The 21,796-nt window shown below is 64.0% G+C and carries 19 protein-coding genes and 1 pseudogene; 7 read left to right on the forward strand and 13 right to left on the reverse strand.

Annotated elements, in window-relative coordinates; all coding sequences use genetic code 11:
- Positions 1-374 (reverse strand): Gfo/Idh/MocA family protein (locus tag JOY90_RS32055; RefSeq protein WP_291695100.1); only part of this gene is annotated, 374 nt, incomplete at its 3' end.
- 199 nt (positions 375-573) lie between these two features.
- Here JOY90_RS32055 and rfbB point away from each other — a divergent pair.
- Positions 574-1,686 carry a dTDP-glucose 4,6-dehydratase gene (rfbB, locus tag JOY90_RS32060; protein WP_291695101.1) on the forward strand — a complete coding sequence of 371 codons (1,113 nt, stop codon included), beginning with the start codon at positions 574-576 and terminating at the stop codon, positions 1,684-1,686.
- A 6-nt stretch (positions 1,687-1,692) separates the two neighbouring features.
- Entirely contained in the window at positions 1,693-2,517 is an 825-nt protein-coding gene (locus JOY90_RS32065) for a hypothetical protein (RefSeq protein ID WP_291695102.1), read from the forward strand.
- 12 nt (positions 2,518-2,529) lie between these two features.
- Here the strand turns inward: JOY90_RS32065 and JOY90_RS32070 are convergent, their stop codons facing one another.
- The 3 genes from JOY90_RS32070 to JOY90_RS32080 are packed head-to-tail and all read right to left on the reverse strand — an operon-like array spanning position 2,530 to position 5,906.
- Positions 2,530-3,636, reverse strand: a complete 1,107-nt coding sequence (locus tag JOY90_RS32070; protein ID WP_291695103.1) for a glycosyltransferase family 1 protein — start codon at positions 3,634-3,636, stop codon at positions 2,530-2,532.
- Positions 3,637-3,688: 52 nt separating this feature from the next.
- On the reverse strand, positions 3,689-4,804 hold the full coding sequence (locus tag JOY90_RS32075; protein ID WP_291695104.1) for a DegT/DnrJ/EryC1/StrS aminotransferase family protein: 1,116 nt from the start codon (positions 4,802-4,804) through the stop codon (positions 3,689-3,691).
- Positions 4,805-4,814: 10 nt separating this feature from the next.
- Positions 4,815-5,906, reverse strand: coding sequence for a glycosyltransferase (locus JOY90_RS32080; RefSeq protein ID WP_291695105.1), 1,092 nt, complete (start codon positions 5,904-5,906; stop codon positions 4,815-4,817).
- Between the two features lie 175 nt (positions 5,907-6,081).
- On the opposite strand from JOY90_RS32080, the gene rfbA reads away from it, so the two are divergent.
- Complete coding sequence (gene rfbA, locus JOY90_RS32085) at positions 6,082-6,960, forward strand: glucose-1-phosphate thymidylyltransferase RfbA (protein WP_291695106.1); 879 nt, start codon at positions 6,082-6,084, stop codon at positions 6,958-6,960.
- Between the two features lies 1 nt (position 6,961).
- On the opposite strand, the gene JOY90_RS32090 is transcribed toward rfbA, so the two are convergent.
- Positions 6,962-8,515: a hypothetical protein gene (locus tag JOY90_RS32090; protein ID WP_291695107.1), complete on the reverse strand. Its 1,554-nt coding sequence runs from the start codon at positions 8,513-8,515 to the stop codon at positions 6,962-6,964.
- Between the two features lie 96 nt (positions 8,516-8,611).
- Here JOY90_RS32090 and rffA point away from each other — a divergent pair, with 96 nt between their 5' ends.
- Positions 8,612-9,754: a dTDP-4-amino-4,6-dideoxygalactose transaminase gene (rffA, locus tag JOY90_RS32095; RefSeq protein WP_291695108.1), complete on the forward strand. Its 1,143-nt coding sequence runs from the start codon at positions 8,612-8,614 to the stop codon at positions 9,752-9,754.
- 21 nt (positions 9,755-9,775) lie between these two features.
- On the opposite strand, the gene JOY90_RS32100 is transcribed toward rffA, so the two are convergent.
- From JOY90_RS32100 to JOY90_RS32125, 6 genes are all read right to left on the reverse strand, one after another.
- Complete coding sequence (locus tag JOY90_RS32100) at positions 9,776-11,629, reverse strand: hypothetical protein (RefSeq protein ID WP_291695109.1); 1,854 nt, start codon at positions 11,627-11,629, stop codon at positions 9,776-9,778.
- Positions 11,630-11,658: 29 nt separating this feature from the next.
- Positions 11,659-12,723, reverse strand: a complete 1,065-nt coding sequence (locus JOY90_RS32105; protein ID WP_291695110.1) for a glycosyltransferase family 2 protein — start codon at positions 12,721-12,723, stop codon at positions 11,659-11,661.
- Entirely contained in the window at positions 12,701-12,934 is a 234-nt protein-coding gene (locus JOY90_RS32110) for an acyl carrier protein (RefSeq protein WP_291695111.1), read from the reverse strand. Before JOY90_RS32110 ends, JOY90_RS32105 begins: the two co-directional genes overlap by 23 nt.
- A gap of 105 nt (positions 12,935-13,039) precedes the next feature.
- Positions 13,040-13,963, reverse strand: coding sequence for a hypothetical protein (locus tag JOY90_RS32115; protein ID WP_291695112.1), 924 nt, complete (start codon positions 13,961-13,963; stop codon positions 13,040-13,042).
- Complete coding sequence (locus JOY90_RS32120; protein ID WP_291695113.1) at positions 13,960-14,526, reverse strand: hypothetical protein; 567 nt, start codon at positions 14,524-14,526, stop codon at positions 13,960-13,962. The genes JOY90_RS32115 and JOY90_RS32120 overlap by 4 nt, the downstream gene beginning before the upstream one ends.
- Positions 14,527-14,754: 228 nt before the next feature.
- A complete protein-coding gene (locus JOY90_RS32125; RefSeq protein ID WP_291695114.1) occupies positions 14,755-16,455 on the reverse strand; it encodes a GspE/PulE family protein in 1,701 nt (566 codons plus the stop codon).
- A 236-nt stretch (positions 16,456-16,691) separates the two neighbouring features.
- Here JOY90_RS32125 and JOY90_RS32130 point away from each other — a divergent pair, with 236 nt between their 5' ends.
- Positions 16,692-17,240 carry an A24 family peptidase gene (locus JOY90_RS32130; protein WP_291695115.1) on the forward strand — a complete coding sequence of 183 codons (549 nt, stop codon included), beginning with the start codon at positions 16,692-16,694 and terminating at the stop codon, positions 17,238-17,240.
- Between the two features lie 215 nt (positions 17,241-17,455).
- Here the strand turns inward: JOY90_RS32130 and JOY90_RS32135 are convergent, their stop codons facing one another.
- Positions 17,456-18,220, reverse strand: a complete 765-nt coding sequence (locus JOY90_RS32135) for a bifunctional 2-polyprenyl-6-hydroxyphenol methylase/3-demethylubiquinol 3-O-methyltransferase UbiG (RefSeq protein ID WP_291695116.1) — start codon at positions 18,218-18,220, stop codon at positions 17,456-17,458.
- A gap of 268 nt (positions 18,221-18,488) precedes the next feature.
- On the opposite strand from JOY90_RS32135, the gene JOY90_RS32140 reads away from it, so the two are divergent.
- Both JOY90_RS32140 and JOY90_RS32145 read left to right on the forward strand, forming a co-directional pair.
- Positions 18,489-19,538, forward strand: a complete 1,050-nt coding sequence (locus JOY90_RS32140) for a glycosyltransferase family 2 protein (protein ID WP_291695117.1) — start codon at positions 18,489-18,491, stop codon at positions 19,536-19,538.
- 1 nt (position 19,539) lies between these two features.
- Positions 19,540-20,445: a formyltransferase family protein gene (locus JOY90_RS32145; protein WP_291695118.1), complete on the forward strand. Its 906-nt coding sequence runs from the start codon at positions 19,540-19,542 to the stop codon at positions 20,443-20,445.
- Positions 20,446-20,611: 166 nt separating this feature from the next.
- Here JOY90_RS32145 and JOY90_RS32150 read toward each other — a convergent pair.
- Positions 20,612-21,796: pseudogene (locus tag JOY90_RS32150) on the reverse strand (protease); the annotation flags it as partial.

The raw sequence follows: 21,796 nt of genomic DNA on the forward strand, positions 1-21,796 counted from the left end.
CGGTTCTGCTTGACGATGAACAGCTTGACGCCGGCCTCGTCGCAGGCGCGGATCATGTCGTCGGCGTCCTGCAGCCGGAGCGCCATCGGCTTTTCCACGACGACATGCTTGCCGGCCTTCGCGCAGGCGATCACGTGCCGCGGATGCAATCCGCTCGGGGTCAGGACCGAGATCGCGTCGATATCCTTGCGTGCGAGGAAGTCGTCGATGTCGTAACTGGCCGGCACGCCGAATTTCGCCGCGATCACATCTGCGCGCGCGCGAATGGGATCGCAGACCGCGACCAGTCTCGCGCCCTCGATGAGATGGCCGCCCAGCAGGTCGGAGTGACGCTTGGCGATGCGTCCGCACCCGAGCAGGCCAAATCGGATCATCGAGGTTTCCCTTCGGCAAACGGCACTCTGTAACCGCGGCGCGATCGAGCGCGCAACCCGCCGTCTATATTCGCAAAAGTCGTGATGGATCAAGTCAATTGGGACGTCGGCGCTCGCCACCGACCTTGCTTTTTGAACACGGGTATGCGTGAAGGCGGATGCAACCATCGGCGCGTGGCGATCCATCGAGGGGGCTTGGATGCACAACGTCCTGATCACCGGCGGCGCCGGCTTCATCGGCCAGAACCTGGTCCATGCGTGGCGGCAATTGCGCGGTCAGGACCGCCTGGTGGTACTCGACGCCGTGACGTATGCGGCCAATCTGCGCAGCCTGGAGCCGCTGATCGCCGACGGCAGGATCATGTTCGTCAGAGGTGATGTCCGCGACGCCGCCTTGACGGGCGGCCTGTTCGAGACGCACCGCTTCAGCCGCGTGCTGCATCTGGCGGCCGAGTCGCATGTCGACCGCTCCATCGTCGATCCCGAGGCGTTCCTGCAGACCAATGTGCTCGGCACCTTCACGCTCCTGAAGACCGCGCTCGACGCCTGGCAGGCCTGGGACACGATCGCGCAGGCGCGCTTCCTGCACGTGTCGACCGACGAGGTCTACGGCTCGCTCGGCCCCGCCGATCCCGCCTTCACGGAGGCCTCGCCCTACCGGCCGAACTCGCCCTATGCCGCCAGCAAGGCCGCGAGCGACCATCTGGTCCGCTCCTTCGTCGCCACCTACGCGATGCCGGCCTTGATCACTAACTGCTCCAACAATTACGGGCCCTATCAGCATCCCGAGAAGCTGATCCCGCTGATGATCATTCACGCGCTCCAGGGCAGGCCGCTGCCGATCTACGGCGACGGCTCCAACGTGCGCGACTGGCTGCACGTCTCCGACCATTGCCGGGCCCTGATGGCCGTCATCGAGCGCGGGCAGTGCGGCGAGACCTACAATATCGGCGGCGGCAACGAGCGGAACAACCGCGACGTCGTCGGCCTGATCTGCGATATCCTCGATTCCGCCTTTGCTGCGGACGGCACGCTCCGCGCGCGTTTCCTCACCTGTCCCGCCGCGGCCGGACAATCCTGTCGCACCCTGATCAGCCATGTCACCGACCGGCCGGGCCACGATCACCGCTACGCCATCGACGCCGGCAAGCTCGCCCGCGACGTCGGCGAGCGGTGCAGCATCGGTTTCGAAGCCGGCCTCGACGAGACCGTGCGCTGGTATCTCGCGCAGGAAGGCTGGTGGCGCGAGGTGACGAGCGGCGCCTACAGGATCTGGCTGGACCAGAACTACGGCTTCCGGCTGGCGGTCTGAACCGCCGTGGCAACGAATCCATTCTCCATCCTGGTGAGATCCGAGCCCGGCGATGCCGTGCAGCTTTCGGACTTTCGTCCCGTGACCTGCGGATCGCTCGCCCGGGTCGGCGGTCCCTATGACGGCGGCTATGTCGTGCCCCTGAACGCAGTCACATCGGCCGATGCGTTGCTGTCGCTCGGCCTGTCGCACAACTGGTCGTTCGAGCGTGACTTCAGGAAGCACAATCCGCGCGCCGTTATTCATTGCTACGACCACACCGTATCGTTGCGCACGGCTGCGGCCTATTCAGTCGGCCAGCTCGCGCGATTCTTGGCGCGCTTCACCCCGCACCACCTGCGCGAGGCTCTTGCGTGGATCGACTATCTGATGTTCTTCCGTGGCGACAAGGTGCACTTCCGGCAACGCATCTGGCACGACCGACAAAATGACAGCGCGACGATCGACGACGCCTTCGCGCGTCTGCCGGCAAGCTGCCAGGTCTTCGTCAAGATCGACATCGAGAACAGCGAATACCGCGTCCTGGATGACCTGCTGCGTCGAGCAGACTGCATCGTCGCGCTGGCGATCGAGTTTCACGATGTCGACATCTGGCCCGAACGCTTCACCTCGCTGGTCGAGAAGATCAAGCGCGACTTCTACATCGTGCACTTCCATGCCAACAACATGGGAGGCCTCGCGCCCTTCCACTTCCCGATCGCACCGGAGATCACCTTCCTCAACAAGCGCTTCTTCGATACGGTACCGGCGCCATCGCGGCTGCAATATCCGGATCCGGAGCTTGATCGGCCGAACCTGCCGAGATGGCCGGATTATCAGCTCGAATTCTGAGACGAACCGCCGTCACAGGCTCTCCAGGAGGCTCTGCAGCCCGGCTCCGTATCGCTCCGGCGTCATCTGCGCCATGCGCTGCCGGCCGCGTGCCGCGAGCTGCGCGGCCACGGCCGGATCGATGACCTTCATCATCGCGTCCCGCATCGCGGGCACCGACGTCGGATCGAACAGCATGCCGGCGTCGCCGACCTGCTCGGGGATGGCGAGGACGTTGGAGGCCGCGACGGGCGTACCGATCTCGAACGCCTCGTAGACCGGGATGCTGATGCTCTCGAACAGCGAGGGCATCACCAGCGCAGACGCGAGGGCGTAGATCGCGCGGAGGTCGTCCTGCGCGACATAGCCGAGATGCAGCACATGCCCGCTCAGCCCGAGCGTTGCGACGGCGCGCATCACCATCTCATAGTCGTCTCGCTTCTTGCCGGTAAGGACGAGCTTCAGGTCCGGCACGTCGTTCGCCACCTCGCGGAACGCCGCAACCAGGCGCAGATGGTTCTTGTGGGGCCAGAACTGCGCCGGATAGAACAGAAACCTCTCGGGAAGCTGCAGGCGGTCCCGCACCGCGCGCAGCGCCGCCTCATCCAGAGGCGCTAGGAACTGCTGTTGCGGCGGCGCCGGCAACACCGTCGCCCGCGCTTCCGGCACGCCGAAGAAACGCACGATGTCACGTTTGACATGGTTGGACTCGCAGATCACTCGCTGCGTCCGCTTCAACAATTGCGCGTGCACCTGATGCCGCCAGGCCCGCTGCGCCCCGTTGAAGTTCTCCGGATAATAGCGCTCCTGCAGATCGTGCAAGGTGTAGGCGAACGGCCTCAAGGTGTGCAGCAGCATCAGCGAATAGATCGGCGCCAGCAGGATGTCCTGCGCGGCGAACGGATCGGGCAACCCGATCTGGAGCCGGGCGGCGGCCAGTGCCACGAGCTGTCGCGCCCGGGATTCGGCAAACGGGATGATCGGGTAGCCGGTCTGCCTGAAATCGGGATTGTCCGGGTCGCCATACAGCGTGACGGCGAAGCCCCTGGTATGGCGCAGCGCCTGCAGCATCGCCAGCGTGTACTGATACGTTCCGCCGAAGTCCGGTCCGGCGAGCGCGAGGACGCCGAGCTTGGTCATGGCCGCCCCATTTCGACTTGGCTGGTCCCCGGCACGCGCGCGACGACGCCCATCAGGCTGGACTGAGCTCGCGCAGCAACCGGTTCACGCTGGCCCCGATCCGCCGGACGTCGTCCCTCGTCAGCTCGAAATAGGACGGCAGGTTCAACCCGATCTGCGCCTTGCGCGCGGCGACCGGCAGCGGCTTTTGCCGGTACATCGGCATCGAGCTCATCGTGCAAAAGTAGGGGCGGGTATCGATGCCGCGCGCTTTCAGCGCCTGCATGAAGGCGGCACGGCGCGCCTCGTCGAACCAGTCGACCTCGAGGCAGACCATCCAGAACGCGCTCCGTGCCCAGTTCTTCACCCGGTTGAGGCGGACGCTCTCGCCGGCGGCGATCTCGGCCCGATACCAGTCCATGATTTCGGCGCGGCGCCCGAGGAATTCGTCGATGCGCTCGAGCTGCGCCACGCCGAGCGCCGCCTGCAGATTGGTGATGCGGTAGTTGAACCCCCGCTCATCGTGGAAATACCGCTTCTCGGGACTCATCGCGTGATCGCGCAGCCGCCTGGCGCGTTGGTAGAACGCTCGGTCGTCGGTGGTCAGCATGCCGCCTTCGCCGGTCGTGATCACCTTGTTGCCGTAGAAGCTGAACACCGCGCATTTGCCCAGGCCGCCGACACGGCGGCCTTTGTATTCCGCGCCATGCGCCTCGGCCGCGTCCTCGATGATGGCGAGGCCATGCGCTTCGGCGACCGCAGCGAGCGCATCCATGTCGGCCGGATGTCCGTAGAGATGGACCGGCATGATCGCCCTGGTCCGCGGCGTGATCAGCGAGCGGACCGAGGCGACGTCGAGGCACAGCGTGTCGGGCTCGACATCGGCGAGCACCGGCGTCGCGCCGGTATAGGCGACCGCATTCGCGGTCGCGACGAAGGTCAGGTCCGGAACGATCACCTCGTCTCCCGGCCGCAGGCCGAGGGCGGCAAGCGCCAGATGCAGACCCGTCGTGCCGTTGCTGACGGCGAGCGCGTATTCGGTTCCGCAGTAGCGCGCGAACCTGTCCTCGAATTCGTCGATATACCTGCCGATCGACGACACCCAGCCGGAATCGAGCGCATCGAGCACGAGCTCCCGTTCGCGGGCGCCGATGAACGGCCTGGAGATCGGAATGAATGGCTCTGACATGATCTTCCTTCTAGATCGAGGCGACGAGCGCCTCGAACCGCTGCCATTGTATCTGCTTCGAGTAGCGGGTCGACACCATGGCGTGCCCCGCCCGTGCCGTCCGTTCCCTCGCTTCGGGGTCGGCGAGCAGACCCCTGATCCGCTCCACCGCCTCCTGTGGCGAGCCGTAGGTCACGATGGTCTCGCCTGCCGTCATCCCTTCCGGGTAATTGCCCTGGTCCGACAGCAACAGCGCTCCGCCTCCCAGCGCCTCGAAGCAGCGCATGTTGCCGCGGTCGGCTCCCGCCATGTCGATCGCCCCGTTTAGCACTATTTTGGCCTGCGCGATCATGTCGTAGTAGTCACGTCCGAATACCGGCTCTCGCGTGATCGCCCTGATCGGAGACGGCCGACGGTGCTCCGCCAGCGGCAGCAGGCGTCCGAGCGGCGATTCCGCGAGCCGGGTGAGCCGCGAGCGATCGAGGTGATAGACGATATCGAATTCGCCGGCCAACCGTGCCACGGCTTCGAGAACGGCTGCCCGCTTCAGGTGGTGACGCGAGTAACCGCCGACGAACAGCACGTCGATCGGCCGCTCGCGGCGGGCCGCAAACGGCTCGAGCTCCGGATCGTAGGCAGGGAAGAAATAGTCCGTGCGACACCCCTGTTGCACAAGTCTTTCGAGGATGGAGGGAAAGTTGCAGACCACGCGGTCGTAGTCGGCAAGCGGCGCGTCCCGGAACGGCGCCGCGTGCCAGGCGATGGTCGTCTTGACGCAGCCCGGCAGGCTCCTGACGAATTCGCGATTCCAGCCTGTCGCATCGACGTTGTAGAACACGTCCGCGCGATGCTCCTCGATCTGCGCCTTCAGGATGTCGGCCGCCGAAGCGCGCGGGCCGAGGCCGTGCTCTCTGGCCCAGACGCGCTGCAGCTCGAGATCGTCGCCATTGGTGAAGAACGCCCATTCGGCGGCCTCCTCGACCGGCAACAGCGTATGCGCGGCCGCCTCGCGGAAATCGAGGAATGCCCTGATCTTGGCCGCGAAGCCGGCATGACTCCTGGTCAGTTCGCGAATCTTCGTCCGAAGCGACGGATAGTACCTCGAATTCTGGAAGAGCCTCACGAACGGAAATTCCGGCAGCGATGGAGCGGAGCGGCCGCACTCAAGCCATGAAAGCCGAAAAGATCAAGCCAAATCCAGACGGCTTCCCGTAGCAGAAAGCGCTTGCGGTCTCGCGACGAGGTCGCCTACCAGTAGCGGCCGAATACGCGGCTTCCGGTCTAACGGGACGAGATGCATGAGTCGCAAGGGAATCATCCTGGCAGGAGGGCGTGGAACGCGGCTTTATCCGGTCACGCTTGCGACGTCCAAGCAGTTGCTGCCGGTCTACGACAAGCCCCTGATCTACTATCCGCTGACGACGCTGATGCTGGCCGGCATCCGCGACCTCCTGCTCATCACCACGCCGGAGGAGCAGTGGCAGTTCCAGCGCCTGCTGGGTGACGGTCGGCAATGGGGCATCGAGCTGTCCTACGCCACGCAGGATCATCCGGGCGGCGTCGCCGAAGCCTTCCTGATCGGGCGCCAGTTCCTGGCCGGCCAGCCGTCGGCTCTGGTTCTCGGCGACAACGTCTTTTACGGCGACCGGCTCAGCGCGGTGCTACAGCGGCCGGCGCGCCGGGACAACGGCGCCACCGTGTTCGCCTACTGGGTCGACGACATCGAGCGCTACGGAATGGTCGAGCTCGACGCGAAGTTCCGTCCCTTGCGCATCGTCGAGAAACCCAAGGCGCCCGCCAGATCGAACTACGCAGTGACCGGCCTCTATTTCTACGATGATCGCGTGATCGACCTGGTGCGCGACATGAAACCTTCCGCGCGCGGCGAGCTCGAGATCAGCGACGTCAACCAGTGGTATCTCGAACGTGGCGATCTCCATGTCGAGCGGCTCGGCCGCGGCTATGCGTGGCTCGACGCCGGGACCCACGATTCGCTGCTCGAAGCATCGCAGTTCATCCAGATCGTCGAGAAGCGGCAGGGACTGAAGATCGCCTGCCCCGAGGAGGTCGCCTTCATGCAGGGCTTCATCGACGCCGAGCACCTCCTGCGGCTCGCCGAACCGATGAAGGGAACGCTCTACGGGCGATATCTCATCCGCCAGGCGACGCAGCACTGAGCTACACCGGCAACTTCGCCAGCATCCTCTCGCGCAACGGCCTGTACGCCAGAGGCGCGACCGCGAGCGCGGCAACCACAAGCCAGGCTGCGCATTCGGCCACGAAATGCAGCAGCCCGGTGCCGGGCACGAGCCGGCTGATCGCGGCGCCCAGCGCGGTGCCCGCGACGAAGATCGCCACCATGATCGCGAGCAGCGCAAGAGCGTGCCGCAGGGGATGACGCAGGATGTCGGTCACGATCGCGAACGACAGGATGCCGCCCTGTGCCACCACATCGCCCGCCACCAGTGCGATGGCCGCACCGAGCGGGCCGAAACGCGGGATCAGGATGACCGACAGGACCATCAGGATCGCGAGCTGGATCGATTTGGTCCACAGCAGCAGCGGCCCGCGGTTGCTGTAATTGGCAAAGCCGAGTGCGAGCAGCGACGGGGCGACCAGGGTCGCGCCGAGCAGCAGCACCACCGTCAGCGCGGGATCGTAGGGCACGCTGCCACGGGTCCATATCGCGAAGAAATCCGGCCAGAACGCCAGCAGCGCCGCGCCCATCCCGCTCGCCAGCAGGGCGAGGAGCGCCGATCCTCGCGCATAGAGCTCGCGCAGCGCCTCTTTCTGGCCGGTGACGTAGTCATGGCCGAGCTCGGCCGCGAGCGGCAGCGTCGCCTGCGCACACAACATCCGCATCAGTCCCGCGATCACCCGCGTCAGTCCCCATTGGGCGACGGCCGTGCGATCCGTGATCAACGCGCTGATCAGGAGCACGGGGACGTTGAGCAAGGCGAGCTCCGCAGCTCCCGCCACCGCGAAGGGAAAGCCGAGCCGGAACTGGCCGAGGCTCCAGCGCCAGGACGGCGCGGCCGCGCGCTGCCGCAGGGATGGAAACAGGCGCGGAGCATCGATGGCGAGCAGGTAGGCGGACATCGCCAGCAGCGATCCGACATAGGCGACCGTGACCGCCAACAGGCTTCCCGTCGCGACGGCCGCGACGAGCTGCGCGAGCTGAGCCAATGCCATCGCACCGTTCTGAATCCAGACGACCCGGCCATAGCGGCCGCCGGCGCGATACAGACCGGATGTGAGGTTGGCGGGCAATGTCAGCACCATGCCGACCGTCATGACGAGGAAGGCGACATCGAAATGCGGGACCGCCTCGAAGCCCAGGACCTGCGACGGAATCGCGATCTGCTGCAGCATCGCGAGCAACAGCCCCAGCCCCCCGGCCAGCTTCCAATAGATTCCGAGCATCGCGGCGTAGAACCGGCCGGTGCGACCGTCGCGGTCGACGCTGGACTTGAAGGCGAAGAAGCGGTTGATCGCGCGAAACTGCAGGCCGGCATCGGCGATCAGCACCAGGTTTCCGGTCGCGTAGAGCGCGAGCCAGGCGGCGAGCACGTCGCTGGTCCAGAAATGCAGAAACACCGGGACCAGCAGCACTTGCTGCGTCACGCCGAGGACCATCTGCACGAGATTTGCGGACCAGCCTGCAACGAGGCGCCGCACCCGGCCGGGCGCTGCGGCCGGCTCGGAAGCATTATCGGCTGACGTATCGATCAATCCCGGAGCCTTTGTTGCGAGACTTGCGGGCTATCAACCCCGCAGCTATTTGTCGATAGTCGAACTTCAGCCCTGCCCTGCCCAACACGTCTCCAGATGTCCCCTGAACACATTCCCTTCAACCGGCCCTATCAGTCACCCGACGAGGTTGCCTATGTGACCGAGGCGCAACGCCAGCGCCACCTCTGCGGCGACGGACCGTTCACCAAGCGCAGCCAGCAATGGATCGAGGATCAGACCGGCTGTGCGAAGGCGCTGCTGACCCATTCCTGCACCTCGGCGCTGGAGCTTGCGGCGCTGCTGCTCGACGTCCGAAGCGGCGACGAGATCATCATGCCCTCCTACACCTTCGTCTCGACCGCGAACGCCTTCGTGCTGCGGGGTGCGGTCCCGGTGTTCGTCGACATTCGCGAGGACACGCTCAACCTCGATGAGACTCTGATCGAGGCGGCGCTCACGCCGCGCACGCGGGCGATCGTGCCGGTGCACTATGCCGGCGTGGCCTGCGAGATGGACGCCATCACAGCGATCGCGGAGCGGCACGACCTGAAGATCGTCGAGGATGCCGCGCAGGGCGTGATGGCGAACTATCGGGGAAGGCCGCTCGGCGCCATCGGCGAACTCGGCACCTTCAGCTTCCACGAAACCAAGAACGTCACCTGCGGCGAAGGCGGCAGCCTGCTCGTGAACGATCCGGAACTGGTCGAGCGGGCCGAGATCATCCGCGAGAAGGGCACCGACCGCAGCCGGTTCTATCGGGGCGAGGTCGACAAGTACACCTGGCAGGATCTCGGCTCCTCGCTCCTGCCCAGCGAGATCACCGCCGCCTTCTTGATGGCCCAGCTCGAGCAGGCGAAGGAGATCACCCAAGGACGATTGGCGGCCTGGCGGCGCTACCACGAGATGCTGGCGCCGCTGGAGCAGCAGGGGCTGTTCCGGCGCCCCCATGTGCCGCGGGAATGCGGCCACAACGGGCATATGTACTACATCGTGCTTGCGCCCGAGATCGACCGGGGGGAAGTGCTGGCAGAATTGAAGCGCCAGCAGATCGGCGCGGTGTTTCATTACGTCCCACTGCACACCTCCCCCGCGGGGCAGCGCTTCGGCCGCGCGCATGGCGACCTTCAGCTCACGACGTCGTTGTCGCAGCGGCTGATCCGGCTTCCAATGTGGCACGGTCTCGGCGAGGCACAGCAGCAGCGTGTCGTCGAGGTGCTGGGCCGGTTCCTGCGGCGGTGAGATGCCGACCGGGCGAGCCCGTCAATGCCGTGCCTGCTCGCAGGCGAGCCGCGCCTCCTCGGCGCCGCGCACCGGCTTGAGCAGGCGGTTTTCCGATGGCTGCGGCGCCAACTCTGCCGTCGCCTTGACCGAGCCGGCCACGCGGTAGTCGGTCGAGACATCGATGCCGAACGGCCTGAGCACGTCGGCGGGAATGGCGCTCGCGGAACCCGGCGCGTCCAGGATCCAGCTCGTTGCGATCGCCGCGCAGGCCTCGGAGCCGAGCGCAGCCACGACGACATCCGCGCTCCCCGGATAACCGCCGAGCGTCCACGCCGCGGCGAGCGGACGGGCTCCGATGGCGTAAAGCAGTCCGGGCCTGGCGCCGGTAAGATCGAGCACAGGATCGCCTTCCTTGAACCCGCTTTCCGCAGCCAGCCTTCGCAAGCCGCCAATATAGGCCGCAGCATCCTCGGAGAGGAACAGGCGCGATCGTCCGGGCGCGATATCGAGCGGCACCGCCTGCCGGTCCAGCGCCTCGGTCTGCCGATAGGGTGCTTGCGCCGCAACGAACACCATATCGGCCGAAATCAGCAATCCGAGCACCACGACGGGCAGCAGCTTCGGCCAGTCGAGTCCGCAAGCGGGGGAATATCTGACGCCGATCGCAAGAGCCGCAAGCAACCAGAACATGCCGGCATGCTGAGCGGTGTCCCATATGTTGTTGTTCGTACCGAACGCAAAGCCATAGGGCAGGACCAGCAACAGGATGATGATGGCCCATCCACCTTCGGGCTGCACCCTCATCGCGGGCTTCGCAGCAATACGGGCGGCCAGCGCCACGCCCAATGCCACCGCAAGGAACTGGACCGGCCTCAAGTCGTAACGGAAGATCGAAGGGCTGGCGATGCCCGCAATCCCGGCGGCTCCGAGCACCGCTATCGCGAGAACGAGCAATGCGGAGGCCAGCCGCGCCCGATGGCTGCCAAGCAGGCCCAGCCCGAAGATGACGGAGCTCGCGACCAGGACAGAAACGAACGCTGTCCTTTGGTGGCTGAACAAGGTGAATTCATCCAGCCGGAACAGCCGGCCGATGACCCCCTCCGAAGCAGCGAGCTGGCCGCTCAGGCTCAACCCATCGGCGATCCGCCGCACGAAGCCGCTCGGCGAGCCGTCGATCGCGAACGCAGCGGCGACGATCAGCACGACAGCGGTCGCGACGGCGATCGTCGCGACGCGGGGCCTGAGCTTTCCGGCCAATACGAGATAGACCGCGAGCATCGCCCCGAGCATCGCGGCACTCGGGGGCTTGGCCAGGAACGCCAGACCGCCCCCGACCCCGATCAGGATCCACCCGGCGACGCTCCGCATCGACGTTTCGCGGTCCGCCAGCAGCCCGCCGATCACCGCCAACATCATCGCCTGCAAGTTCAGCGAATTGTAGTTCGGGGTCGGCAGCCAGACTTCCAGGAAGGACAAGGAGGTGGCTGCGGCGATCAGCGCAACGCCGAGCAGGCTCCCCTCGTGCCACCGACGAGCGGCAGGCTGTGCATCGCGGAGCGTGCGCAGCAGAACGATGCAGAGCGCAAAGGCGAGGGCGAACAGGAGCAGCACGTTGATCTGCCGCAGCCGCGCGATGTCGCCGTCGGCGAGCCGGTAGAGCGGGTGATAGACGAAGCCGAACTGGCTGACCGAAGCAGAATAGTTCCAGGGGTCGGAAATCCAGTTGACGTAGAAGCCCTCGTCGGTGAAATCGAAACCGGACCGGCAGCGCCGGAGCACCGAGGCCAACAGCGACAGGCTCGCGATCGCGGTGACCGCCAGCGTGGCCCAGGGCGTTGCGGACGCAAACGTCAGGTGCCGCTCACCGGCGGCGGCGGACGACGAGGCCGTCACGGTGAAAGATCGTTCGACGGGCGGCATCGTCAGCCGGAAGCCTCATCACCGGAGGCCGGCGCGTCCGATCGAGGCCCCTTCATGGCGTCAGGTCCGGCGAATCCTGCCGTCTGCATGTCGGCGCCCTCGTCGTGGCTCGCTCGGATAAAATAGAGCGGACGCTGCTCGCCGAGCTGGATGATCCGGGCAAGGTATTCGCCCACGATTCCCAGCGACAGCAGCATCGCCCCGCCCGTGAACAGCTCGATCACGACGATCGAGGTCCAACCGGGGACGTAACGTTGCGACAGCAGTCGCGCCAGAATGAGGTAGCAAGCTACCAGGATCGCCGTCACCGCCAGCACGCCTCCCATCATGGCCACGCCCCGCAACGGGATCGTGGAATTGTTGAACATCAGGTTCGAGAACATGGCAAGCCGCGCGCGGAAGCCGAAACCCGACCGCCCGGCGCTCCGCGGCGCATGCGAGGCGTGAACCGCGACGAGGTCGCGTGTCACATGCAACAGCAGTGCGGGAAAGTATGGCTGCCGCTGAGTCGACGTCAGCATCATCCTGGCGATCTCGGCCCTGATCATGATGAAGGGCGACATCCGGATGTGCCGCGGCTTGCCGAGAACCCGCGTCTCGAGCCAGTTTCGCAAGCGGCTGGTCGCGCGCTGCGCGAACGAGTGGTGCCTCTCGCGATAGGGGAAATCGGCCACCACGGCGTCATGATCGCCGAGCTCGGCGAGCTTCGGAATGTCTTCCGGCCGATGCTGGAGATCGTCGTCCATGACGATGATCCAATTCCCCCTCGCCTGCTCCATTCCGCACAGCACTGCGGCGGTGCGCCCGAAATTGCGCGTCAACTGGAACGCCCGCACCGGACGTCCGCGACCGGCGGCAATCATGGCCGGCCACGTCCGGCGATCCGGCGAGGCGTCGTCGACGGCGAGGATTTCGTAGGACGATCCCATCCTGCGAAACACCTCGTCGAGTCGCGCAAACAATTCGGCGATCGTATCGGCGCTGTTGTAGCAGGGCACGACGACCGAATAGGCCGGCCGCGAGCCGGCGCCCGCGGGAGCGCCGCTAGGCCTTCTGCCCGGCGGCATAGGTCAATATCTTCTCGATCGAGGTGGTCTGCTCGAGGTCCTCATCCGGAACCACCAGGCCGAACTGCTCCTGGAGCGCGAGCAGGATCGACCAGTGATCCAGCGAATCGATGTTGCTGTCGGCGAACTCGCAATCCGCGCTCAACTGAGTCGCATCCACGTTGCGTACGACCTCCGCAATGACGCGACGAATGTCGTCCTCTTTCAACACCACAATAGACTTCCCTGCCCGACGTCCTAGAGCGCTTTCCGTGCACGGAACGCGCGCTAGATTCTATGTTGTCGCATTTCCTTTCGGAAAACCGGTGGAAATGCTCTAGAACGAACGCATCGTGGCGAGCGAGCGTCCGGGATTGCCGAATATCCTGGAATCCGCCGCAATGTTCTTCGTCACCACGGCCCCCATCCCGATCCGGGAACGATTGCCGATCGTGATCTTGTCGCGGACGCAGGCGCCTGCGGCCACCTGCACATCCTCGCCGAGCGTGACGCGACCGCAGACCACCGCCCCCGACGTGATCCAGGCATTCCTGCCGAGCGTCGAGTTGTGGCCGATATTGACGAAATTGCCGATCTTGACGCCGTGCTCGATCACGGTGTCGTGGAGGATGCCGCGTACCACGACACAATGCGCGCCGATCTCGACGCGGTCGCCGATCTCAACGATGCCGAGATGCTGCAGCGCGTACCACTCCTCGCCGGCGTCGCGATAATAGGCGACGCCACTCGATCCGATCGCGGTATGGTCCTGCACGGTGCAGGATCTGCCGATGCGCGACCGGTCGTGGATGGTGACATGGCTTCCGATCCGCGTGCCCTCGCCGATCTCGACATGCTCCCCGATGACAGAGAACGGTCCGATCGAGACGTTGGCGGCAATACGGGCCGACGCGGCCACAATCGCCGTCTCGCTGACCTCAGGCGCGGGGGCGGGAAACAGCTGACCGACGGCCTCGACGAACCAGCGACGCGGATCGTCCGTGACGATGCAGCAGCCTGCCGTGAGCGCGACAGGCCTCGCGGTGACCGCCACGATTCCGGCGGGTACCGATGTGACCTGCCCCTGGAAGAACACCAGGCTGCCGGCCACCGCATGGTCCGGCGCAGCGACCCAGCGGACGAGCGTCCGCAGGTCGCCTGAAGTCTCCTGCGCTGCGATCCTGTTCGCTGCGAGCAGCGTTGCCGCCGTGCAGGGGCGTTCCACCGGCCGTGGGAACGAGCGAGCCAGCGGATACGTCAAATTCCGCCCTCCGACAGCGAAAAGAAGATCTTCCCGATCGGATCGCCGTCGACCTCGATGATCGAGCGCGTCAGCCTGGTGCGGAATCCGCCGTCGAATTGCAGCTCGATCGATCGGGCGCGGCCAGGCCAGGTCTCGAGCGCGAGCCCCGCGAACCACCATTTGCCGCGCGCTGCCGGAAAGACCCGCACCATCAGGGCCTTGTTCATGAGCACGACGCGCGCGATCAGCGATGCATCCGCGCCATGCGCAGATAAAACGGATCGTTCGCCGACCGTGAATCGGCTGGCGATCTCGCGCTCGTCGAATTCGACCCGATAGTCGAGCGCAGCGCGGCCGGCGTCGAACAGGCCGTAATGCACGCGCTCGCCGTCCCTCTCGAAGGAAACCGCCACGTTCGGCTTTTCGCTCGGGTGCCGCCTGACATCGACCGTTCCGAGAATCGGCGACTGAAATCTGACGTCCAGCGGAAATCCCGGCTCGAGCTCCGCCAGGACCATGTCGACGATGGTGGTGCCGTGGACGTAGTTTCGATTCCCGAGATAGGGAAGATTCCTTCGCATCAGCCCCACTCCACTCGACCGCCGGCCGTTCTCGGCCTCGTCATGTCGGGCGAAATAGATCAAGGCGAGGGGACTGCTGCTACTTAATTCTTGTCCATGTGCGGTTGGCCCACGTCCTGCGCTTGCGTTACGAACGATCAAACCGTCCATCGCCTTGAGCGCTCACGGTCTTCCGCATCGTCACGCCCATCGCATGTGAGCGCGCGGTAGCGATAATTCGGCATCGGATCAGCGAATGGTCGTGACTCGGAAAACCTCGGGCACGGTCGTCAGTCCCGCCCGGCACTTGGCGACGGCATCCTCCAGCATCGTGGTCATGCCGCCGCGAATCGCGGCGGCGTCGATGACGTGCGAATCCATCTGCGGGGCAACCAGCTTGCGGACCTCGTCCGACATTTCGAGAATCTCGAACACGCCGTTGCGACCGCGATAGCCGGTGCCGCCGCAGCGCTCGCACCCGCCGGCCTGGTGCAGCACCTCGCCGGCCCTGAAGCCCACTCCCGCGAGCCGCGGATCCGCTGCGAGATCCTCCGCCGTCAACTGGTGCGGGACCTTGCAGCGGTCGCACAGGATGCGCACCAGGCGCTGGGCGACGACGGCGCGGAGCGTCGAGCGGAGCAGGAAGCTCTCGATGCCGAGATCGATCAGGCGCGGCACGGCGGCCGCCGCGGTCTCGGTATGCAGCGTCGTCAGCACGAGATGGCCGGTCAGCGCGGCATGAATGGCGATGTGCGCTGTCTCGGCGTCGCGGACCTCGCCGACCATGATCACGTCGGGATCCTGGCGGACAAAGGCGCGCATCGCGGATGCGAAGGTGAGACCGATCGCCGGCTTGACCTGCGACTGGTTGATGCCGGGAATCTCGTATTCGACCGGGTCCTCGATGGTGAGAATCTTTCGCGTCGGCTCGTTCAGGATCGACAGGATGGTCGCGAGCGTCGTGGTCTTGCCGCTGCCGGTCGGCCCGGTCACGACGATCATGCCGTGCGGCAGCGCCAGCATCCGCGTCATCACGGCTTCGTCCCGCACCGACAGCCCGAGCTTGCCCATCTCCAACAGGCCGCGGTCGCGCGGCAGCAGGCGGATGACGGCGCTTTCGCCGTGTTGGGTCGGCATGGTCGCGACACGGATGTCGAGTTCGGCGCGGCTGACGCGCACCCGCGCCGCGCCGTCCTGCGGCAGGCGCCGTTCGGCGATGTTGAGGCCGGCGAGAATCTTCACGCGCGAGATCAATGCCTGCGGCGGAATGCCTGACGGCGCTGTCACGGCCCGCAACAGCCCGTCGACGCGCATGCGCACCACGAGACCGGCGCGGAACGGCTCGATGTGGATGTCGCTGGCGCGGAGCTCGACGGCGCGCTCGAGCAGGTCGTTGAGTGCGCGCACCACGGGCGCGCCGCTCGCGAGATCGCGCAGGCTCTCGATGTCGTCCTCGGAGTGCTGGGTCGCGGTGCGCAGCGAATCATCGGGTGCGGCGCCCTCGGCGTCGATCCGCTGATCGAGCACCGTGGCGATGTCCTCGAAGGAAGCGACCGCGATCTCGACCGGCGCACCGAACACGATCTCGGCGGCGCGGATCGCCGCGGTGTCGGAGGGATCGGCAACCGCCAGACAATAGCCGCCATCGCCGTCGCGCGTCGGAAAGATCGTCGACTCCCGCAGGAAGCGCCGGGAAAATCCGTCCAGGCATGCGGTGGCGGCAAGGAGCTGCGGCAGGCTGAGCCGCGCGATGCCCCAATAGTCCGATACTTCGTCGGCGAATTCAGCCGCCGACAATTCGGAAGCTTCCCATAACTCCCGCAAGGGCCGGGCCGGCGTCGTCGACCTGCCCGCTTTTTCGATCTGGGCCCGCGTCCGCGCCGGCAGCACGTGCTTTTGCAGCAGATGTTGCCCAAAAGCCTCGGCAGACAAGTCTCGCATCGAGCTCACAATGATCGTCCCATTACCGTTTCACTGCCGCAAAGGACAAACTTCCGGTGAGTAAAAGTCCTTCACTTGACTTAACAATCGGCGAAAACATAATTGTGACGTAAGTCCTTGAACTTTCGCCACGAACGTCCATCGAAGTATCTTTTCGATATCGCCGATACAGTGGCGGCTCGACTTCCATTGTTATGCGTTCTCGCTCTCATATCGATCTGTCGCTCATCTGGCGTACCGATTTCGTGAAGTTTACGCTCTCCCTCGTGCTGTTTGCGTCGATGCTCGGAAGTCTCGTCGCGGCCCCGGGGCTGGAGGGTTTTTGCGGCGCTGCCCTCGCCGCGCTGATGCTGGCGATCGCGGTAACGGACGCGCGGCGCTACATCATTCCGAACGAGTTGTCGGGTGCGGCCGCCGTGCTGGCGCTGGTGCGCGCGTTCTGGATCGGCCCCGACGCAGGCGCCGACGCCGTGATCTGGGCGTGCGTGCGGGCCGCCGCGAGCGCGCTGCCGCTATGGGGAATGCTGATCGCCTACCGGCGCTGGCGCGGCCGTGAGGGCCTGGGGCTGGGCGACGTCAAGCTCGCGGCAGTCGCCGGCGCCTGGCTCGGCCTGACCACCATCTTCGCGGTCATCGAGCTTGCCGCCTTGTCGGCGATCGCCGCCTACCTCGCAAATGCCGTACTTCACCGGCGGCCATTGCGGGCAACGGCGGCACTGCCGTTTGGGCTGTTCCTGGCGCCATCGATCTGGCTCGGATGGCTCGTGGAGACGCTGCTGCTTTTTCCCGGCTGAGATCAACGCTCGCTGGCCTGGGACCGAGAGCCGCCCACCGAATTCGACCTTCGATGCGGCAAAAAATGCTGCTTGCAGGAGATACCGAACTCACTGCAACCAAGGTCGCCAGGATGAAGGCCTTGCCACCTCCGCCCGTATCCCCAACCGCGTTGGACTGCCCTGAAATGCGTCTAATTCTCGAAAAATCGCGAATTCGACGAGTCGGGACCAGACTAGATTGCCCGACCAACCACGAGGCGGCTTCCGCCCAGCGGCCACCGGATTCCCCCAAGTGTCAGGCGAACCTCAGTTCGCAAGATCGCAAGAAGGAGCTTGTTGAGAGTAGCGTTGATATTGAACTCGTAAGCCTCGTCATCTTTCTTCTTCCTCAGTCGGCTCGCAGCCATCAGCGGGAGCAAGAGTGCGGTGAAGGAGGTCGACAACAGGACTTCGAAACCGGCACGTCTGAATTTTTCCTCAAGCTCCCCGCGACGGTAACGCCTGACATGGTGCGCGAGCTCGTCCGCCCTGCTCCATAGCCATGGGTGCTGCGGAACCGTAACGATAATGCCCCCATGCCTAGTCATGGATGCGTGCATACCACTGAGGACCGCTTCATCATCCACGACATGCTCGATCACATCGAAAGCGCCAGTGAGATCGAAGAGGCCCCGCGCAGGAATGTGTCGCGCATCCATCTGAACCAATTCCGCGACCGGCAGAAGTCGTTTTCGCGCATGTTCGAGACCTGAAGGATGCAACTCCGAACCGACGATGCGATCCCATTCTCGAGATTGGGCGATGGCGCGCAGCACGAAACCGTTGCCGCAACCTACTTCCATGAAACGCCGCGCCTCCGGAAAGAACTTGTTCGCGACGCCGACGATGAGCTCATTGCGCGCGATGAACCAGAAGTGCTCAGCCTCGAGGTTCGAAAGCTCGTCGAACGCCTGGGGGTCGAATCCGCTGACGGTATCGGCAAGTTCAGTTGCGAACATTGCGACACCTCGTAGATGGGGAACAACGTATCCGCAGGCCCCGCACGGCCTGCCAAGCGGCCAAATAGGCTCGCCTGCAAGCACCGGCTGAACCACCCCGCAAGCCGGGCAGCAACGTCCAGACGGCAATGAATCAGGCATTTATTCGTTTGCCGTGTACCAAAGAAAAAGTTGAAAGCACGTTCGAATAGCACATTCAAGGTCCCTGTTGGCAAGCTATATAGCGTTCTTGAGCTAGTAGGATATGATGGTACGTTGGAGCGAACAAATGACCGGCTGGAAGCGGGCCTCCCCCGGCGACGAACCGTCTGGCAACGGCAAGCGAACCGCGGAAGGCGATCCGCAGCTCACCTGGTCATTCGTGATTCCGGTCTACGGCTCACCGGAAAGTCTCGCACCGCTCTGCAACCGGATCAGAGAAGTTTGCACGGGAATGCGCTATGAGCTGATCCTGGTGGACGATCGCTGTCCGAAGGGCTCGTGGGAGGAGATAGCGCGGCTGACGGCAACCGATCCCGCCATTCTCGGTATACGCCTCTCCCGCAATTTCGGGCAACATGCTGCCATCCAGGCAGGATTGTCGCGCGCAAAAGGCGAATGGATTATCGTGATGGACTGCGATCTTCAGGATCGACCTGAAGAAGTCCCGCGTCTATGGTCCAGGGCACTTGAGGGATTCGATATCGTAAGAGCGAGACGTCTCATACGGAACGATCCCATACATCGCCGGCTGCTCTCGCGCGCGTTCTATGCGTTCTTCAGCTATCTCACCGACACAGACCAGAACCCTGAATTCTCCAATTTCGGCATCTACAACCGAAGGGTCATCGAAACCATCACCAGCTGGGAGGAAGAGTCCAAGTATTTTCCGGCGATCGTGTCTTGGGTGGGCTTTTCGCAATCGACCCTGTCGGTCGAGCAAGATTCCCGATTTGAGGGCCGATCCAGCTATACCTTTCGAAAACTGCTGGCTTTGGGGCTAAACGTCATCGTCGGCTTCTCGGATAAGCCGTTGAAGGTCGTCATGGCCAGCGGCTTTCTGATTGCCTTGCTCTCATTCGGGATGGCGTTCTTCGTTCTCATCGCCCACCTGCTGGGTACACTGACGGTACGAGGCTGGGCCAGCATGACGCTGTCACTTTTTTTCGTTGCTGGCTGTCAAATGTTCGTAGTTGGTCTTACCGGTCTCTATGTGGGTCGAATCCTCGTTGAGACCAAGGGCCGCCCGACGTTCATCATCGACTGTGAACTTGCCGCTCCTCAAGGCAACCGCCAGCGAATGACCAAGCTTGATCCGTCACTGAGCGGGACTCCGTGACGTGAAGCCAGGGGCTGGAAACATCGTCGTATGCGCAGCCGGATTGAAAGGCTTCGCTTTTGTGGAGGGCCTTCTACAGGAGGGAGTCAAGATCGACTCCCTTGTGACTTACGCCCAGCCCGATGATCAGGCCAGGAGTTTCGAACGAATATGCGAGCTTGCAGCTCGAGCCTCGGCCAATCTGCTGGAAACCCGGCATCCGACGCCTCGGGCCGGGGATCTGACCTTGATCGTTGGCTGGCAATATCTGCTATCTCAAATTACCCCGTCAACCGTGGTGTTCCACGATTCTCTATTGCCCAAATATCGTGGCTTTGCACCGACTGCGACTGCCTTGATAAAGGGAGATCGCGAGATCGGGGTTACCGCCCTGCATCCCAACGTTGGAACCGATGAGGGACCGATCATCGCCCAGCGCTCGCTACCAATCACCTATCCGATCAAGATCGAGACGGCGCTGACCTTGCAAGCCGGCTTGATGAAGGACCTGGCGGTCGACATCATCGAGCGATGGCGGCGCAATCGACTCTTCGCCACACCGCAGCACGACGAATCCGCGTCCTACAGCATCTGGCGCGACGATACAGATTATGAAATCGACTGGTCATCCAATGCCCAAGCGATCGAGCGCTTCGTCAACGCTCTCGGTTTCCCGTACTCCGGTGCTCGGACCACCGTCGGCGGGACCGAGACCATCCGGATATTCGATGTAACTGCGCTTCCAGAGATGCATTTCGAGATTCGCGATGCCGGAAAGATCTGGAAGCTCGATGACGGCAGGCCCATCGTGGTCTGTGGTGCAGGCATGGTCAGGCTCGAGAAGTGGCAGCATGAGAACCGATCCGAATTCGCGTTCCAGCGGCTGCGCACGAGGCTCGGGTCCCTTCGTCATCCCGATAGGCGATGAGCGATAAGCGACAAAGGCCCCTTCCGGCCGTGGGCGCCTGCCAGAGACTGAAGCTTCCATCGAGCCGAAGGCTAATGGCGAGAAATCATGCTCGCTCGGTGCGATCCGCCCACGCCCGGAACCCGTGCTACCTTGATTTCTTCAACGATCCGGATGGATCCGTCGATTATCGGAAAATAAAGCCGTTGTCATGCCATTCCGAGAGATGGGGCATCTGGACCGAAGAATCGTGATGGTCTTGAAGAACGTGCATCTCGTTTACATGGTCGGCCGATTCAGACGCGGCATGCAGTTGCACCACATTGAACCCGTGTAGATGATCGAACAATCCGCTCGACAGCTCTTCCATATTTGAAAGTGATGCCGGCCGGCTTCCAGAGCCTGAGAAAAACTCCGGGCGAAAAACAAATGAATCATTTGTATCGGCGGTTGGGAGCCCCCGCGATTCGGAATCAACCAGACCGGTTGCTGGCGACGTTTCCGGCAGCCCTCCAAACTGAGCGTGCCCGGTCAATCCAGTGGCGCCGGTCACCCCGTTCCCGTTCAAGTCCTGCTGGAAGCTCGTCTCCAGCTGCCCGAACGTGGTGGTGTTACCTGCCCCTGGCCCGTAAAGGATGGACGTGAAGTTGCCGTTGCTGTCGGTCGCCCACACCGTGTACTGGCCATTGCTCATATCCTTCCAAGCGACCTCGTATCCGCCCGTGATCGCTTCAACGCCGATCGGTGGCTCATTGCCAAACTGGCCTACCGTGACCGGCGTGCCGCTCAACTTCAGCGACGGCCCCGTTCCACCAGCAACGGGATTGAGGAAATAGTTGTTGCCCGCCTGCACCAGCGCGGTGGATCCAAATGCCTCGATCACCGTCATAGGTACGCCGATCACACCGTCGCCGTTCAGATCCTGATGGAAGCTTGCCTCGAGCTGTTCGAATGCAATGCTGCTGCCTGAGCCAACCGCATAAAGTATCGACGTGAAGTTGCCGTTGGTGTCGGTCGCCCACACCGTGTACTGGCCACTGCTCATGTCCTTCCACGCGACCTCGTATCCGCCCGTGATCGCTTCAACGCCGATCGGTGGCTCATTGCCGAACTGACCCACCGTGACCGGAGTGCCGTTCAACTTCAGCTCCGGCCCCATTCCACCAGCGACGGGATTGAGGAAATAGTTGCCGCCCGCCTGTGCCAGCTCGGTGGATCCAAATGCCTCGATCACCGTCATAGGTACGCCGATCGTGCCGTCGCCATTCAGATCCTGTTGGAAGCTCGGCTCAAGCTGTTCGAGCGCTGGGCTGTTGCCCGATCCGGGCCCAAACAGAATGTTGGTGAAGTTGCCGTTACTGTCGGTCGCCCA

Source organism: Bradyrhizobium sp. (assembly GCF_019242285.1).
Classification (GTDB): Bacteria; Pseudomonadota; Alphaproteobacteria; order Rhizobiales; family Xanthobacteraceae; genus Bradyrhizobium.

Coding starts and splice junctions, on each gene's coding strand:
- rfbA (WP_291695106.1), top strand. CDS start 6,082: ATGAGTCGCAAGGGAATCATCCTGGCAGGAGGGCGTGGAACGCGGCTT.
- JOY90_RS32135 (WP_291695116.1), bottom strand. CDS start 18,220: ATGTTCGCAACTGAACTTGCCGATACCGTCAGCGGATTCGACCCCCAG.
- JOY90_RS32140 (WP_291695117.1), top strand. CDS start 18,489: ATGACCGGCTGGAAGCGGGCCTCCCCCGGCGACGAACCGTCTGGCAAC.
- rfbB (WP_291695101.1), top strand. CDS start 574: ATGCACAACGTCCTGATCACCGGCGGCGCCGGCTTCATCGGCCAGAAC.
- JOY90_RS32105 (WP_291695110.1), bottom strand. CDS start 12,723: ATGCCGCCGGGCAGAAGGCCTAGCGGCGCTCCCGCGGGCGCCGGCTCG.
- JOY90_RS32075 (WP_291695104.1), bottom strand. CDS start 4,804: ATGTCAGAGCCATTCATTCCGATCTCCAGGCCGTTCATCGGCGCCCGC.
- rffA (WP_291695108.1), top strand. CDS start 8,612: ATGTCCCCTGAACACATTCCCTTCAACCGGCCCTATCAGTCACCCGAC.
- JOY90_RS32070 (WP_291695103.1), bottom strand. CDS start 3,636: ATGACCAAGCTCGGCGTCCTCGCGCTCGCCGGACCGGACTTCGGCGGA.
- JOY90_RS32120 (WP_291695113.1), bottom strand. CDS start 14,526: ATGCGAAGGAATCTTCCCTATCTCGGGAATCGAAACTACGTCCACGGC.